This window comes from Paractinoplanes maris (assembly GCF_023544465.1).
GTDB lineage: Bacteria > Actinomycetota > Actinomycetes > Mycobacteriales > Micromonosporaceae > Actinoplanes > Actinoplanes maris.
Map to the genome: position 1 here is coordinate 405,684 of NZ_JALPVL010000002.1, position 14,998 is coordinate 420,681.

Here is a 14,998-nt window from a genome sequence, read left to right on the forward strand (position 1 = left end):
CTGGAGCGACCGAGCGCAACGACAGAAGGTGCGAGCGCGATGCAGAGTGATTGCGCACCTCAAGCGCCGGGCTCTCCCTGCGCGGTGCTGAGCGTTCTAAGCACGTGGGTCAGATGATGTGCCGTGCCCCAGGCGCGCCACTGCATCGGGTTACCGGGGCCTCCGAACCGTTCGGCGCACCGTGCGACCTCGCCGTCACCCCACGAGTAGGCACCGCCCTCAGCTGGCCAGTGGTCTGCTGCGACCAGCGAGGCGCATAGCTCGTACATGGCCTTGTTGCCGTTGCCGTCCGCGCCCATCGGTATATCCACCACACGTCGTCGTCGGTATACCTGATGTTGGGCATGGGAACCCATCCCCCACGCTCATTTCGGGATGGCCGATGCCGTAGTCACCGAATCCGAGATCGGGTTCTCGAAGGCGCTTCCAAAGGGCCAGGTCATGTCGGGGAATCGGGGTGGCCGCGTTCTTGGGCAGATCAGCCAACGTCTTGGGCATTGCGCCTGCGGCCACCGTGATGGATTCCCAGGGATAACGTCGTGCCCAGGCGACGCACTTCCGGTCCAGCGGCTCAACTCGGCCGAGGTCGCGCGCCGAACGGATCTCGAAGAAGTCGAGGACGAGGGACGACTGCTCGATCGTCGTTCCCGCTTGCCGACACAGCTCGGCCAGCCTTCCCTCGGCTTGTTCGTCATCCGGATCAGCCGCATCGCCGCCCAGCCGCACCACGGTCTGACCTGTGTGCATCTCCGTGGCCTCTCGCGCCTCAGCGAGCCGGCGGCTGGAGTCGTGTAGGTGGAGGACCGGGCGAACCGGTACTCCCCAGAGGGCGAAGTCCTCAGCAATGTCCCGTAGCGGCCCTCGCCAGCGGTCGTCCGAATCGCCCAGGTGGCCGACGTCAACGGCGATCGTCATGCCTAACGGAACCGAGTCACGGGCCTTCTTGGTGAACGCGTACGCATCCTTGATCGGATCATTGGACGCTGGCGGCACCTCAAAGATCGGCAAAGTGCTTGGCACGAACGCTTCGGGCAGCCGGGCGATGGCCTTGAGCTCACCTTCGCGGCCTCTGAGTATGGGCATGTAGACCAAGGCGCACCCCTCGCAGGCCATCCACACCTTTCGCTCGATAGTGCACGCTTGGTATTCAGTCCGCAACTGTGGGTATACCCTTTCCCCGGTAGACAATCGTAGCGGACAGCGACCCAGCGGTCGGGCTGATGCGCGTCGTGGCCGGGGCGGCGGACCGGCCAGGTGCGACAGAACTCTCATAACTGGCCGAATCCTCGTTTCGTCGTCCGGCCGGACCGCGAGGAGCGAAGTGCCCCGTTTCGATCCGGTCGGTAGCTGATGCGTCGCCGGCGTGCGGGCACGGAGGACCCGTGGAAGCCTTTGCCGTACCTGGCGATATGAGAATGGGGGACGGCGGGTCAACTCACCGGGATGAGCGGGCGACGTACTCTTCCACCTTCGCCTTGAGAAACTCGAGCTCGTTGATGACGCCCGAGAGCTGACCATCGGTGTGAGCGCCGGTTGTGGGTCGAGATGTCGCGGCCTCTCGCTTCGACTCCCCGGCAGTGCCGACCTGCCGGATGTCGGTAGATCCGGCAACGCGCTTCCCGTTCTGCGTCGCACCCTGCGATGGTTGACTCGTCGCGGACGCTTTCGTCGCCTCTGGCCGGTGTGTGGCTGGTCGTGCCAGTGTGACGGCGATGTCCACTGGGCGGTCGAGCCGCCGACTCAGAGCGTCGGCGATTTGCCCACGGAGCCGTGACTCGACGACGTCGCGAGTGAACGCGTCCGGCGCGACGAATAGGGCAGTGTCATTGACGATGGTGTGGAGCTGAAGCAGCGTGACGTAGGCGAGTTCCTGCGTAGACCGGAGCTCGCCGGCCAGGTCGAGCAGTGCGTCCCCCCAGGTGTCAGTCAGCCGGTCGGAGCGCGGGAGCGTGACCCGGGAGGCGCCGTGCGCCGCCTTCAGTGCCTGCGCCCGCCCGGCTTCGGCCAGCCAGTGGTCGACGGTGGTACCGGCCGCCTCGGCGGCTTCTTCGAATTGGCGGTAGTCGTCAGAATTGATCTTCACTTTTGGCATGCCGGATATCCAACCCCGGAACCCGGGCGATGCGCGAGATCGTCGTGTGTCATCTTGCGGCGTGACCTCCGCCCGGTCGCCCAGTCGGGCGGAAAGCTATGTCTGCCCAGCTTAACGAGGGAGTCAGGGTCAGCCGATGGGATTCATTCGGGCTGAGCCGCGTACGTTTGATCGCTCGGCGTCCGAATTTGCGGATTACCCTGTCGGACCCTCGCCGTACGGTCCGGCCCATGCGATCAGAGATCCTCGCCCACCTGCACGAGGCGGTGGAAGCCGCCGCCCGCAAGGCCGCTGAGGCCGAGGCGGCCGGCGCCGTCGCCCGCAGTCTGCTGGACCAGTTGGACGCGGCCGTGGGAGCTGCCGTCCGTACCCTCCCGCCCGACACGTCGGTTCGGGAGGTACGCCGCTACGTCGACGAACGTGGACGCAAGATGGTAGAGATCGAAGTCGACTTTCCCGACGATCTCGCCGCGTACCTCGACGAAATGCCCGACCGGAACGCGTTCATAGAGGACGCGTTGCGACGTGCGATGAATACGACGACGCTCGGCCGCCATGCCTACTATCAGCGCTTGAGCGTCGCCGCAGCGCGGTTCGGGCTACGACCCGATGCGGGATCCGACCTCGAGGGGTGGATGGAGCACTTCCCGGAAGCGCCTGACCAGTTGAGCTTGGAGATCCTGACTGCACACGCCGACTGGGTAAGCCGACGTCCTGTGTCCGGGTCGGGGACGCCGCGAGCTGACGGCGGCGATACCGCCAGCGCGGCGACAACCGCATGACGTCGCGCGGATGAGCCTGGATTAGGCCACGTTTCACCTCTTGGCTTTGATGCGTTCGGCGACCGCTCCGACGGCCTCGTGGTGCAGCTCCTTGGCGACGCTCTGGTAGGTGTCGCGGGTCAGAGTGGTGGTGGAGTGGCCGAGTTGTGGGCAACGGTGTCGGGGTCGAGGATGACGTCGCGGTTGCCGGCTTCGCTCTTGGGCTTCTTATGACAGATACTTCCGCCGCCGTATGTGGCGATCTGGTTGACGATGCCGATTTCGGCCTTGCGGAGGCGGACTTCGGCGTCGAGCAGGCCGCAGGTTTCGCCGCGGCGGGTGCCGCTATAGGCCATGAGGTGCAGCATGAGGTGGATATCGGGCGCTTCGGCGGCGGCGTAGTCGAGGAAGTCGGCGAGTAGTTCGTCGGTCCAGACCATGACGGGGCTGGGGACTTCACCGGTGGCGTGCCAGCGTTCGACGCGTTCGGGCTCCCAGACGATCGGCCGGGATCGCTTGTTGGGGGTCTTCACCAGGGCGGCGGGGTTGGCTACGCCGGCGATGATGCCTTCGCGGAGGGCGTCGTTGAACGGCTTGCGCAAAGTGGCCCGGATCCGGGAGCGGGTCGCGTCACCGGTGGGTCGTCTACCGGCGACGCCTTTGCGAAGAACGTTTCCCGGAACTGGCTGCTACCCGCACGAACGCCGCGTAGCAGCCGGTGGATCCCTTTCACGAACGACTCGCTCGGACTGGGCTTGCGGCCGCTCAGCGGTAAGGCTTCGCCCTGACCGGCGGATACGCGGTCCAGGCAGCCGGTCTTCTGGAGCGGCCCAGCGAGGACATCGACCTGTTCACTGGCTGGAACAGCCGCGACGAGTTCGGCGCGGCGGTCGCCGCCGTGGTTCAGGCGTACCGCGACGACGGCCTCACGGTCGACCTCGAACGGCGCTATGACACGTTCGCCCGACTAACAGTGACCGACGGCAGCCACACGTCGAAGGTGGAGCTCGGCGTGGATTGGCGGGCCAACGAACCGATTCTCATGGCCGTGGGACCGGTTCTGCATCCCGACGACGCGGTGGCGAACAAGATGAGTGCGCTCTACGGACGGGCGTTCGCGCGCGACTTCGTCGACATCGATGCCGCCCTGCGATCAGGCAGGTACACCCACGAAGCCGTTCTAAGACTCGCCGAACGCGCCGATCGCGGCTTCGACCGGCGAATCTTTGCTGACGCTCTCGGACAGGCCGATCTGCTGGACCCGGACGACTTCGCCCAATACGGCATCACCGGCCAAGCGCTCGACGACGTGCGGAAACGGTTCGCCGCATGGCGTCGCGATCTGCGTGACGAGCCCTCGTCGGAATAGTCGCGCGGCAGAACCCGCGGAGTGGTTCAGGCTCGGAGTACGTCTGCACACCGGCCGAACTGCCATCGGTTCGGAAGGCCCGTCAGGGCCGAGTCGAAGATCCAGATAGCAAGCGCTCGATAACCTGTCGGAAGACATCGATGGGGGTGAGCCCGTGGACGGCGCCGATACTGCTGAGGACTGGCTGGATACTTGGGCCGGGCAGGTGAACGCCCAAGCGGCGCGCAGTGTCGAGCTGTCGCGGCGGGTGGCGGCGCTGACCGGCACGGCGGAGGGCCGCGACGGCGCGATTCGAGTCACGGTGGGGTCTGCCGGTCAGATCGAGCGCCTTGAGCTCGACGAGCGCGTACACGATTTGTCTGGCCCCCGCCTTGCCGACGAAATCATGTCGGTCATGCGGCGCGCCCAGGCGGCCCTATCCGGCCTGGTCGCCGATCAGGTCCAGGACACCGTCGGCGCAGACACCGAGACGGGACGCGCGGTACTTCACTCGTTCGAGACCCGATTCCCGACTGTCGAGCGTGAGGAAGACCGGTGAGCGCGGGTGTGGAGTTTCCCGCCGAGGCGGTGATTCGCCATGCCAGCGCCGTGAATGAGGCGTCCGATGACATGCTGCGGGCTCGATCGGCGGCAGGCGAAGTCGCAATGGACGGCCAGGCGTACGGGCAACTCTGCCAATTCCTGCCGGCCCTGCTCAGCCCTCTGTTCGGCAGCGCCACGGAAGTCATGAGCGACGCGGTGGACGCGCTCAGCGAAACCTCCTCGAAGCTGCAGGCGATCGCGATCGGGATGAACGCCGCCGACGCTGGCAGCGCCCGGCAGCTGAACGTAGCCGCGACCCCGCACCTTGATCTTCCGCTGTGACCGACAACCCGCTGGTCGCCCAGGCGCACAGCTCGACCACCTGGTACACCGGCCTCGGGCTGGCCGAGGACGCGGCGCAGATCAGCAGCGGCATCCAGGACGGCAGCTGGGTCGACGGCACCCTGGGCGGCGTCGGCGGCACCCTGGACCTGCTCGGCACGGTCGTCGACCCGCTCGGCTCGCTGGTGGCCTGGGGTGTCGGCTGGCTGATGGAGCACGTACGGCCGTTGAAGCAGGGCCTGGACTGGCTGGCCGGGCAGCCCGGCGAGATCGCCGCCCACGCCGCCACATGGCGCAACGTCGCCGCCGCCACAACGGCCACTCAACAGCGCTATGCCGACACCGTCCGGTCGCACACGGACGGCTGGTCCGGCGCCTCCGGTGACGCCTACCGCAACCACGCCGGCCAGCAGGCCGACGCCCTCGGCGGCATCGCCAAGGCGTCCGAGGCGATCTCGTACGCTGTCGAAGGCGCCGGGCTGCTCGTCGGACTGGTCCGCGGCATCGTCCGGGACCTGATCGCCCAGTTCGTGGCCACCCTCGCCGCCCGCCTGCCCATGTGGTTGGCCGAGGCCGGGCTCACTCTCGGCATCGGTGCCCCGGTGGTCATCGGTCAGGTAGCCGCACTGGTCGCCAAATGGGTCAACCGCATCCAAGGCTTTATCCGAGCACTGCTCAACAGCCTGCGACGACTCAGCGGCAAGCTCAACGAGTTGACCGGCGTACTGGATGGTCTCAAGGCGGCACTTCGTAAGCTCAGCCGTTCCGATCCGACGGCGACCACGCCCGATACGACGTCCGCCGTGCGACAGACCGGTGGGGAACTACGGCGTCCGCGCGGTGACATCGACTTCGAGGATGAATGGGCAGACCGGGCCTATGACTCGTTCCGGGCCAGTGACGACGAACTCTCGGCGGTCGCCGCGACCGCGCGAGAATACGGCTTCACCGCGGAAGACATCACCACGATCAAAAACCACGTCTTCCGCGATGAGCACCTGCTCGATCTGTACGGCGACAGCACCGTGGCACGTTTCGACGCCAACCCCCGCATGGCCGAGGCATGGCAACGGCTCGCCGGCGGCAACCCGCACCCGGCCGACATCGACCTGTTGCGGCACGAGCGATTCGAATCGAATTACATGGCCAGCACCGGAGACCCAAGCTACGGACGCGCGCACACCGCCACCAACGACGCAGGCTTTACGTGGGACCCTGAAGCCGCAGCGCGCGACGGTGTCGGCTATCAACGAAAGGACTGACGTGCTCGGTGACCGGCGATGACCGCCTCTATCGGGATTTGGGCGCAGGGCGACCCGAGCGGTGAGTCGGTGCTCTACCGGTGGGAAGCCGACCAACAGACCGGCTACGTGACCTTCGAGGTACCGACCCGGCGATTCCGACCGGCCGACGACAGCGGCCAGCCGATTGGGGACCTGTCGTTTGATCCCGCTGTGGGCGAGCCGTCAGGCACCGCCGCGGGTGTGAACCAACGGCTGTTCAACCAGGTGGTCGTAGCGATCATGCGCGCCTACCGGCGGGCCGGGACGGCTCCGGCCACCGCCCACGCGTATTACTACTGACGCCCACGTAGCGAGTCGTTCGTGCGGGAACGAACAGCATCTGGGCGACAACGAAAGACACGCTGGCCACCCCGCCCGGACGGCGGCAGGATCAGGAGTCCGAGCGCTGGACGAGTTGCAGGAACGCTTCGAGCTCACGGTCCGGCCGGACATGGCGGCGGTAGAGCGGACTGCACGGCGTCTCCGCCAGCTTCAGGCCCAACTCGGCCAGGCTTCTGCCAGGGTCGGAGTGTCGGTAAACGTCGGCGAGGTAGGCGAACTCGTTCATGACGCCGACGACGCTGCGGTTCGCGGTGGGACCGAACCGGCAGTCCCGCATCTGCCTCAATTCGCCCTCGATGACGGCCGCCGGCGCCTGGTGAGCGGCCAGAGCAGCGGCGATCTCCGGTCCGATACGGGCCGGCACGGTGGCCCCCGGCGCCAGCGACATCAGCACCGGCAACAGGGTCTCCTCGTTGACCAGCAGGATCAACTGCTGGGGCCGCCACGGCAGCAGGTTTGCGTACCACTCGCCGAGCAGGGTGGTCGACGATTCACCGTCATACGGCGTCGCCGACCCGAGCCGCTGGCGTAGCTTCTTGGTCGCCCGGACGATCAACACGAGACCAATCCTGCTCGACGGTTGTCGACCGCACTGGCTGGGCTGGTCTTTTCAGGGGGTAAGCAGATGGCAGCGGTCGATGGCGCGGCGCGCGATTCGCGTTATGCGGACCAGCGGCACTACGTCGTGCCGACGAACCTCGCCGATCTGCATGGCCCGGCCGGTGGTCAGGTGACGCTCGATCGGTCATTGGATTGGTCGGGCCACAGCACTTACGACCTGGACGATCCAGGCGACCTTCAAGTGATGTATCAAACGGTGTTGAATCAGGCGGCCACCACTGATGACCTCAGTCGCTGGCTCAATGCCGACATCCTGCGCCGAGTATGGCCGCTTCTATGGCTCCCTGCCCGAATGCGAGCGCTTTGGCAGGCCCGTTTCCCGGAACTGCCCGACCCGGTGACCCGAGAGTTAACATCCAGGACAAAGCGGCGTGGCCGCACCAGGTCCTGCAGGTTCTGACCGCGATCAAGAAGTTGGAGGAGCGTCGTGAGCGTCGCGGCAGAAGACGACGTGCGTGTGCCGGAGCAGTTGGCCGAGTTCGTGTCCTGGACGGTGATCTGTCGTGCCAGCCCGCGATCTGGGCGGTGGGGTCACTCTGGGCTCCAGACCCGCGCCGACGGATCCCAGACACCGGTCGCTGTTGCGTCCAGGATGGGGTCGAAGATCTGGCGCGCGAGGCTCACGGCGGTGTCGTAGTCCGGGACGATGCCGGGTGCTTCGGCCGCGACCTTCGGGTAACGCCTTGCCCAGCCTTCGTCCGGCACGATGAATTGGTCGGGAAGTTCAACCTTGCGAATCGCCGCGTTGATGACAACCGCGGTGCGTAGCCGGTCGGCGCTGAAGGTTTGCGTGCTGGCGATGATCGCGATGTCGACGAGGTCCTTAACTCGGCTGCTGCTCGCCGACTGTCCGTCCCGGACGTAGGTGCCGATCGTCGCGCAGAGCTTGTCGGCCAGGTGGTCTGGGATCGGAAAGACGCGATAGTGCGGCCGGACGAGGCCGTCAATGGAGAGCGGCGTCAGCGGTGCGACGACATCCGGTGTGCCGGTCATGGCGGTGCCCACTACGACGTCGATGTGGAAGCCGGCAAAGGACGTCGGGCCGAGTCGTGCGTTGACGTGCACACGGGCCCCTTTGGCCTCCTCCTGGAGGGGAGCAATCCGGGTGACGTCGAACGCGAAGTGATCGCCGATGTCGGCACGGAGTGCAGCACGCAGAGCGTCAACGGCGTCATCGACGGCGGCTTCGGTAGCGTTGAAGAAGACGTCGACATCCTTGCTGTGCCGAGCCGTGGCGAGCCGGGCTAATAGCGCCCCCGCGCCCTTCAGGACCCACCGGTCGGCGTCATTGGAGCTGAACAGCCGGGCGAGTGCCCGGTCGTAGGCGAACTGTCGCTGGAGTTCAGCGAGTGGGTAGCGCCGGTCGGTACGCGCGATCTGGCCGAAACGTTCCTTGAGTGCCGTCCTGAACGCCGAAGGTGTCTGATATCGAAACGCGGGCTCGGTCATCGGCGCGCCCCCTTGCCGGTAAGTGCCTGAACGAACTCGCCTGGGTCGGTGTGGCCATAGGCGACCGTGTAGGGCCCGACGATCGAGGTGAGCGCCTCATCGCGCAGCAGGCCCAGCGCGAGAGCATCCTGCACGACCTGAGCCACAGCGGACTCGTCCTCGCCGTCGGCAAGCAGATCATCAATGATCGCCGGTACGGTGCGTGCCGGAAGCCCGCCCCAGATCTCCCAGCTGTCCGGGGCAATCTGTGACCGGACGCGCAGCTTGATGTCGTCGCGTCGTGGTCGCAGTCGGGTGGTGGCGTAGAACTCGTGCTCGTACGGAATCAGGCCGCCGAGCCCGCGTAGGTGTGCAGCACTGCGGTGGCTGATGACAAGGTTCGGGGCGGCGGTGCGTTCGTGCCACGATTTCGCGCCGCCGAGTTGCAGCCACGCCGCGCGTAGCGGGTCGAGGTCAGGGTCTTCGGGCGCGCCTGTCAGCCGATACACCCGCATGGCCTGATCGACGACGGCCAGCGTGCCGTCATCGACCAGGCGGTTCAGATCTTGGCGGGACACCCCGAGTCGACGGGCTTGCCCTGCGGTGAGCATGCCCCACTGCTCGCTGGCCACGGGGCTGATCGCGGCTATGGCAGTGCGTCTCGACATGGAGCGATCGTATCAATAGTGCGACGAACGCTCCAGCAAGCGCCAGGTCAGCCTGACGAATCCGAAGGAAGAGTCGCGGCCCGCCGCGATGCGGGGGACGTTGCGTAGGCCACTGCCGTAGTAGCGATAGCCACGCGCCGGGCACCTCGCGCGCGAGGTGCCCGGCAACGCTGCCGCAGGAGGCGCACCCCGCGGTATCGGTGGCACGAACGATCGCGCGAACATCAAGTCGACCGCTGAAGGTATTCCCAGCTCGGAAGGCGTGCGAGCCCATCGAGAGCGTCAGTTGCGGGCTGGTGCTCCGCAACATTTCTTGTACTTACGTCCCGAATCGCACCAGCACGCCTCGTTACGCTCGGGCGGCCAGAGCCGTACCCGATCGGGCCGCGCCGTGGTGCACCATTCGCCATAGTCCCGGCGGGTCGACGGGGCGGCCGGATCGCGTTGCTGCGCCCTCGCATACGCCTCGTAGTCCGCAAGGCCGCCGGAGACCAGGCGAACCCGAGTCGCGCCTGACTGTTCATACGATTGGGCCTCGCGCTGGATCCGCCCGGCGTACGTCTCGTAATCGCCTCCATAGACAGTCGTCGATTCCGGCCAGCGGGAGCGGACCGCGCTGAAGTCCTCTCGAATCCACCGCAGGACGATCCCGTCGAACGCTCCCTCCGCAAGGGCTGCGTCGGCCCCACTGCCCGGCGGTAAAGGACCTAGCGTCTCGCGAATCGTCGCTGCGAGCTCCGCAAACGACGAGTCGGCCTCCGCGCGCGCTTCGCGATCCTCCTCGTCGAGCTCCACGCCCAGCTTCTCCCGCAGGTAGGAGCGGCTGATGAGCAGCGCGTGCCGACGCTCCTCCACCTCGGGGTCGTCGCCGGCTTCGACCGCCCGCTCCAGTCCGGCCTGGCACCATCCGAGGGCCAGGTGGTCTTGCCCGGCGTCGGACAGCATCTCCGTCATGTCATCGAAAACTCGCACGGTTCCCAGGCCGCTGGGCTGGTCGTCCAGTTCCGCCCGGAGGGCACGCTGGACCTCGTCCGCTTCCTGATCACGGTGCAGCGCGTAGAGCTGCTCCGCGACGCCGACCTGAGCGTCCCTGCCGACCTCACCGCCGAACCCCGCGGCCCGGCGGAACAGTTCCAGCGCCCGATCAAGGTTGCCGCTGCTGCGGGCAATCGACCACCCGGCATCCACCAGCGCCCGCGGCGCGTCGGGATCACCCGCGTGATCGGTGGCCCACTGCTCATAGTCGGCCGCGGACGGCTCAAGCCGCAGATCGGCGAGGAAAACCTCGTACGCGGTACGGGCGATATGAGGTTCCGAAGAGCTACTCACGCCAAAAACCTACCGGGCGGCTCGGGCGCAGCCAGTTGGTGGGTGGACTGGGCAACCAGTTGCTTCGGGGCCGTCGACTGGTGGGGAACGGACGTCGAGGACACCTGCTCGGCGGGACGGGTCGTGGAGGTCGATGACCATCTCGCCGGCGAGTTTTTATGCCGCCGTGAATCCGAGTGTCCGGTATCCGGGCATGCGCCGCTGCAATGAGGCGGCGAGGATGGGGGTGGCAACGTCGTGGTAGTCGTGGACCTCGGCGGTGTCCTTGCCCGGTGCGGCTCGGATGACGCGGCCGGCGCATTGGACGAGCAGGCCGTCGTAGGAGATCGGACCGGCGAGGAAGAGGGTATCCAGGGCTGGGGCGTCGAAGCCTTCGCCGATGAACGGCGTGGTCCCGATGACCAGCAGAGCGTCACCGGCTTTGGCCGTGTCCAGTCGATCCACAACCGCCCGACGGTCGGTCGTGCTCATCGCTCCCTGAAGCACGAGCGGCTGATGTCCTCTTGCGGCAAGCATGGCGGCGAGAGCCTCGACGTGGGCGACCCGTCGGGTGAGGACCAGACAGTTACGGCCACGCGTCAGGGCCGCGGCAATGTCATCGGCGATCAGAGTGTTGCGTGGCTCGTCGAGGGCCAATCTCCGGTGCACCTCGGCCAGCGCGCCCGGCGCGTCCAGGTCGACGTCGCCGGCTTTGAACTCGGTGTCGTGCTGGAACAGCAGGCGCCGCGTTCCGGTGTCGGCGTTCATGGCGGAGGCGAGAGTGCCCTGTTCGTCGTCGGTCATGGTGTGCCGCACGGGGCCGAGTTGCCAGGTCACGAGTTGACCGAGGCCGTCACGCCGGGTAGGTGTGGCGGTAAGGCCGAGCCAGAACTGCGCGGCGATCGCTTTGACGGAGTGTTCGTACGCGGCTGCGCCGAGGTGATGGCACTCGTCGACAACCACGTGCCCGTACTCGTGGGTGAGGGTGGCAATGTCGTCGCGTCTGGCCAGCGACGGCAGCAGCGCGATGTCCACGGTGCCGGTGAGCTTGCGCCGGCCGCCCCCGAGTTGGCCGGGTTTGATGCCGAGGAACTGCTCGACGCGCATGCGCCACTGGTCGGCGAGGGCTTTGCGGTCGACGAGGATCAGGGTGGAGGTGCCACGCTCGGCGATCACGGCGCAGCCCATGACGGTCTTGCCGGATCCGGGCGGGGCGATGAGCAGCCCGTCGTCGTGGGCGAGAAGGGCGCCGACCGCGGTCCCCTGCTTGGCGGTGAGTTCGCCGGTGAACGCGACGTCGATCTCCTGACCGGGGTTTCGCGCGTCGGTGACGGAGAGCCGCGAACCTGCCTGTTCCACGATGGAGTTGATGGAGTGGCGCAGCCCGCGCGGCAGGATCAGGTGGTCGTCGAGGGTGAGGTCGTAGCCGCGGATGAATCGCGGGGTGTCCCAGGTTGATTTCCGCAGGCGTTGCAGTTCGTAGAACTTCGGATTGGCCATGGCAGCCGCGTGTTTGAACGTCGCGAGCGCGGCCGGGGTGAGTTGGCTGGTGTCAAGGTTCAACCCGGCACCGAGTTCCGCGTGGACCACCGCAGGCAGCGCGGGATGGACCCTTGTTGCGGCGGACCAGCTGATCGTGGCGACGTCGGTTCCGGTGGTGGAGCGTTTCGCTTTTCGGGCGAGGCGTTCCGCATCACCGGGGCTGAGTCGGTCCAGCGTGGAGAGGAACGCCCACTGGTCCTCGTACGGTTCGAGCGTGCCGAGGTCGAGGAACGTGGTGAGGCCTTCCTTACGGCGGCGGCCGTACAGCGGCGCGGCGATGAGGTTCCCGAACCCGCCGTCGGGCAAGACGTCTTGATTAGGAAACAACCGGTCGTACGACCGTAGGTCCATCGACCCGCGCAGCACCATCGCCTCGTGCAACAACCCGGTACCGACAGCTCGCGCCGTAGCCGCAGGAAGCGCTTCCGTGAAGAAGATCCACACATGGGCCCCACGGCCCGACTGGGAAATCTCCAGCGCGGCCGGCACAGCACTGGCCCTCGCCGCCTTGACGTAGGCGAGCGCGTCGAGCATCGCCATCGCACCGTCGAAGTCGGCGACGACGAACTGACACGTGTTCTTGGAGAGCAGCGGGTAAAGACCCATAAACACGTCGCCAACCAGATGAGCCGCCACGACTTGCGGGGTTCGGGGTAGATGAGTGGCGCTGCGCCGATCCATGCCCTTGCGCCAGCCGCCGGCGACGGCCGGCGACCACCCAGATGCACCCGTACGAGTGTTCTCCCAGCGGACGGCGTACACGTCGGTGCGGGCCCGGAACCGGTCGGCGAACAAGGCCAGCTTGTCCGCCACCGGCGAGGCCATGGTGACCATGCCCGGCGCGGCGACCGGGGCGGATAGCTGCTCCGGGGGCGGAGCAGTGTGCTGACCACGCAGTTCCAGCAGCCGCGACAGCCTGGCGTTCTCGGCCTGTAAACGCTGTACCTCCCGGCGTAGGTCGGCGTGCTCAGCCGTCGCATCCACCGGATCATTCTGACGTATCGGGCTTCGAACCTACGACGACCGGCCGCTCTCCTCCGCCGATGGCACCGAAGCGGAACGCGGCGCTCGAGGCGATGATCGAAGAAGCCACGTCGACGCGTACAACGACGACGAAAAGCTCACTGGCCTGGTCACCATGCTCGAAGACCACCTGGTCGTACCGTTCGCCACCACCGTGCTCGGTGTCGAGGTCACCGTGAAGAAAGTCGACTTGATCGGTGACAACATCGTCGCCATCTGCGCTCGAGGCCGCGACCGGCAGCGGATCGACCTGCTCGACCTGCCACTACCCGCCCCGCCACCGGACGGTTCGGTATGGATCGACGCCTACCGGTACTGGGCAGGGCGATAGACCACGGTGGCCGGCTACCAGTACTACTCCTCTTACGCCTGCCCAACCCCTGGAACGGCACTGGCGCTGGAAGGTCATTCCGGCCGCAGGAACGACGGTCGGTCGGCGGAAGTCCTGCCAGCTCTCCCACGGATAAATCCTGGGCATGTCACCTTCGGATGACAAGGTATCTATCCAAGGGTTGCGACGCTTGACCGCGCGCGCCGTGTGCGGTGCAAAGCTGGCCGTCCAGAGGAATGGGCTTACCTTGCGGTCGTCTGCTGCAGCCAATGGCGCAACGAATCTCGCCGAGGAAAATTCGTATCAGTAGTGCGACGAACGCTCCAGTCTTCGCCGTGGTCGGCACGACGTGCTGCCGGGAAGCCACGCGCCGGGCACCTCGTGCGGGAGATGCCCGGCGACGCTCCCGCAGGAGGCGCACCCCGCGGTGCCGGTGGCACGGACCATCGTCTGACCCCGCGCGAACATCGAGTCGACTGCCGAAGAGGTCCCAGCTCAGAAGTCGCCGCGAGTGCTCCGGACGTGCTCGGGGAGCGAGTAGCACCCGCCGTCAGCGCTGGGCATCCGTGGTCACCGCCGGGCACGCCGGGCCGCGTGTGCCCGGGGTTTGCTCCGGACGCGCTCCAACCAGCGACGGAACCCCACCGGTGGACCAGATGGCACCTATGAGCACCCGATGGGACGCCCGGGCACTCCTGGGAACGCCCTGGTAGGTACGATATGGGCCGCAAGCCCTCGTAGCTCAGGGGATAGAGCATCGGTTTCCTAAACCGTGTGTCGTAGGTTCGATTCCTACCGGGGGCACCACTTCGTGACTTTTGTGTCATGGCTGGGTGAGGTGATCGTCGTCGGGGCTGGGCGGGTTGTTGTTCGGCGGTTTGTGGGTGGCGACCTTCAAGACTTTTTGGCCTATCAGGGTGAACCGGTGGTGCGGCGCTATCTGCCTGGTGCGGCCATGAGTGCTGAGCAGGCCCGTGACTATCTGGCTGGGCAGGCTGTGCTTGATGAGCATGCGCTGGATGCCTGGCACGGGTTTGCTGTGCAGCACCTGGCCGACGATCGGGTGATCGGCGACGTCGGGGTCTGGCTGGCGTCGGATCGGCCTGGGGCGGGGGACGTCGGCTTTCAGTTTCACCCGGGTTATCACGGGCAGGGGTACGCGTACGAGGCTATGCGGCTCTTTTTGACTTATGTCTTTGACAGTCTTGGGCTGTCGCAGGTCACGGCCGGCTGTGAGACCGCCAACTCGTCGTCCTGGGGGCTGATGGAGCGGCTGGGCATGCGGCGTCTGGGCGAGACCGGGCAGTCGCTTCGGTATGGGTTGACCCGGGAGCAGTGGGCGGCCTCGGCGGATTAGCGTGGAGTG

General features: G+C 66.6%; 17 protein-coding genes, 1 tRNA gene and 1 pseudogene. 10 read left to right on the forward strand and 9 right to left on the reverse strand.

Annotated features, from left to right (window positions below; all coding sequences use genetic code 11):
- Positions 1 to 59 precede the first annotated feature (59 nt).
- The 3 genes from NAG42_RS45290 to NAG42_RS06785 all read right to left on the reverse strand — a co-directional run bounded on the left by NAG42_RS45290 (position 60) and on the right by NAG42_RS06785 (position 2,092).
- Positions 60 to 299: a beta family protein gene (locus NAG42_RS45290; RefSeq protein WP_369077093.1), complete on the reverse strand. Its 240-nt coding sequence runs from the start codon at positions 297 to 299 to the stop codon at positions 60 to 62.
- A complete protein-coding gene (locus tag NAG42_RS06780; RefSeq protein ID WP_284045030.1) occupies positions 220 to 1,083 on the reverse strand; it encodes a beta family protein in 864 nt (287 codons plus the stop codon). The genes NAG42_RS45290 and NAG42_RS06780 overlap by 80 nt, the downstream gene beginning before the upstream one ends.
- Positions 1,084 to 1,435: 352 nt before the next feature.
- A complete protein-coding gene (locus tag NAG42_RS06785; RefSeq protein WP_250028829.1) occupies positions 1,436 to 2,092 on the reverse strand; it encodes a chromosomal replication initiator protein DnaA in 657 nt (218 codons plus the stop codon).
- Between the two features lie 230 nt (positions 2,093 to 2,322).
- On the opposite strand from NAG42_RS06785, the gene NAG42_RS06790 reads away from it, so the two are divergent.
- On the forward strand, positions 2,323 to 2,874 hold the full coding sequence (locus NAG42_RS06790) for a hypothetical protein (RefSeq protein ID WP_250028831.1): 552 nt from the start codon (positions 2,323 to 2,325) through the stop codon (positions 2,872 to 2,874).
- A 119-nt stretch (positions 2,875 to 2,993) separates the two neighbouring features.
- On the opposite strand, the gene NAG42_RS06795 is transcribed toward NAG42_RS06790, so the two are convergent.
- Positions 2,994 to 3,455 carry a site-specific integrase gene (locus tag NAG42_RS06795; protein WP_250028832.1) on the reverse strand — a complete coding sequence of 154 codons (462 nt, stop codon included), beginning with the start codon at positions 3,453 to 3,455 and terminating at the stop codon, positions 2,994 to 2,996.
- Positions 3,456 to 3,571: 116 nt separating this feature from the next.
- Here NAG42_RS06795 and NAG42_RS06800 point away from each other — a divergent pair.
- From NAG42_RS06800 to NAG42_RS06820, 5 genes and pseudogenes are all read left to right on the forward strand, one after another.
- A pseudogene (locus NAG42_RS06800) lies at positions 3,572 to 4,222 on the forward strand (nucleotidyl transferase AbiEii/AbiGii toxin family protein).
- A gap of 154 nt (positions 4,223 to 4,376) precedes the next feature.
- A complete protein-coding gene (locus tag NAG42_RS06805; RefSeq protein ID WP_250028833.1) occupies positions 4,377 to 4,760 on the forward strand; it encodes a YbaB/EbfC family nucleoid-associated protein in 384 nt (127 codons plus the stop codon).
- The gene (locus tag NAG42_RS06810; protein WP_250028834.1) at positions 4,757 to 5,086 is read left to right on the forward strand and encodes a hypothetical protein; all 330 of its coding nucleotides are present in this window, start codon (positions 4,757 to 4,759) and stop codon (positions 5,084 to 5,086) included. Before NAG42_RS06805 ends, NAG42_RS06810 begins: the two co-directional genes overlap by 4 nt.
- Entirely contained in the window at positions 5,083 to 6,348 is a 1,266-nt protein-coding gene (locus NAG42_RS06815) for a WXG100 family type VII secretion target (protein ID WP_250028835.1), read from the forward strand. Before NAG42_RS06810 ends, NAG42_RS06815 begins: the two co-directional genes overlap by 4 nt.
- A gap of 18 nt (positions 6,349 to 6,366) precedes the next feature.
- On the forward strand, positions 6,367 to 6,669 hold the full coding sequence (locus tag NAG42_RS06820; RefSeq protein ID WP_250028836.1) for a hypothetical protein: 303 nt from the start codon (positions 6,367 to 6,369) through the stop codon (positions 6,667 to 6,669).
- 91 nt (positions 6,670 to 6,760) lie between these two features.
- Here NAG42_RS06820 and NAG42_RS06825 read toward each other — a convergent pair whose 3' ends face one another.
- Positions 6,761 to 7,270 carry a DUF6933 domain-containing protein gene (locus tag NAG42_RS06825; RefSeq protein WP_250028837.1) on the reverse strand — a complete coding sequence of 170 codons (510 nt, stop codon included), beginning with the start codon at positions 7,268 to 7,270 and terminating at the stop codon, positions 6,761 to 6,763.
- A gap of 66 nt (positions 7,271 to 7,336) precedes the next feature.
- On the opposite strand from NAG42_RS06825, the gene NAG42_RS06830 reads away from it, so the two are divergent.
- A complete protein-coding gene (locus NAG42_RS06830) occupies positions 7,337 to 7,732 on the forward strand; it encodes a hypothetical protein (protein WP_250028838.1) in 396 nt (131 codons plus the stop codon).
- A 131-nt stretch (positions 7,733 to 7,863) separates the two neighbouring features.
- On the opposite strand, the gene NAG42_RS06835 is transcribed toward NAG42_RS06830, so the two are convergent.
- The 4 genes from NAG42_RS06835 to NAG42_RS44815 all read right to left on the reverse strand — a co-directional run bounded on the left by NAG42_RS06835 (position 7,864) and on the right by NAG42_RS44815 (position 13,262).
- On the reverse strand, positions 7,864 to 8,781 hold the full coding sequence (locus tag NAG42_RS06835) for a nucleotidyl transferase AbiEii/AbiGii toxin family protein (protein ID WP_250028839.1): 918 nt from the start codon (positions 8,779 to 8,781) through the stop codon (positions 7,864 to 7,866).
- On the reverse strand, positions 8,778 to 9,428 hold the full coding sequence (locus NAG42_RS06840) for a type IV toxin-antitoxin system AbiEi family antitoxin domain-containing protein (RefSeq protein WP_250028841.1): 651 nt from the start codon (positions 9,426 to 9,428) through the stop codon (positions 8,778 to 8,780). Before NAG42_RS06840 ends, NAG42_RS06835 begins: the two co-directional genes overlap by 4 nt.
- A gap of 282 nt (positions 9,429 to 9,710) precedes the next feature.
- Positions 9,711 to 10,757, reverse strand: a complete 1,047-nt coding sequence (locus tag NAG42_RS44810; RefSeq protein ID WP_250028843.1) for an SEC-C domain-containing protein — start codon at positions 10,755 to 10,757, stop codon at positions 9,711 to 9,713.
- A gap of 156 nt (positions 10,758 to 10,913) precedes the next feature.
- Positions 10,914 to 13,262 carry a TOTE conflict system archaeo-eukaryotic primase domain-containing protein gene (locus NAG42_RS44815; RefSeq protein ID WP_250028844.1) on the reverse strand — a complete coding sequence of 783 codons (2,349 nt, stop codon included), beginning with the start codon at positions 13,260 to 13,262 and terminating at the stop codon, positions 10,914 to 10,916.
- Between the two features lie 154 nt (positions 13,263 to 13,416).
- On the opposite strand from NAG42_RS44815, the gene NAG42_RS06855 reads away from it, so the two are divergent.
- From NAG42_RS06855 to NAG42_RS06865, 3 genes are all read left to right on the forward strand, one after another.
- Positions 13,417 to 13,632, forward strand: a complete 216-nt coding sequence (locus NAG42_RS06855) for a hypothetical protein (protein WP_250028846.1) — start codon at positions 13,417 to 13,419, stop codon at positions 13,630 to 13,632.
- Between the two features lie 731 nt (positions 13,633 to 14,363).
- Positions 14,364 to 14,439, forward strand: a tRNA-Arg gene (locus NAG42_RS06860).
- Positions 14,440 to 14,443: 4 nt separating this feature from the next.
- On the forward strand, positions 14,444 to 14,989 hold the full coding sequence (locus NAG42_RS06865; protein WP_250028848.1) for a GNAT family N-acetyltransferase: 546 nt from the start codon (positions 14,444 to 14,446) through the stop codon (positions 14,987 to 14,989).
- Positions 14,990 to 14,998: the final 9 nt, after the last annotated feature.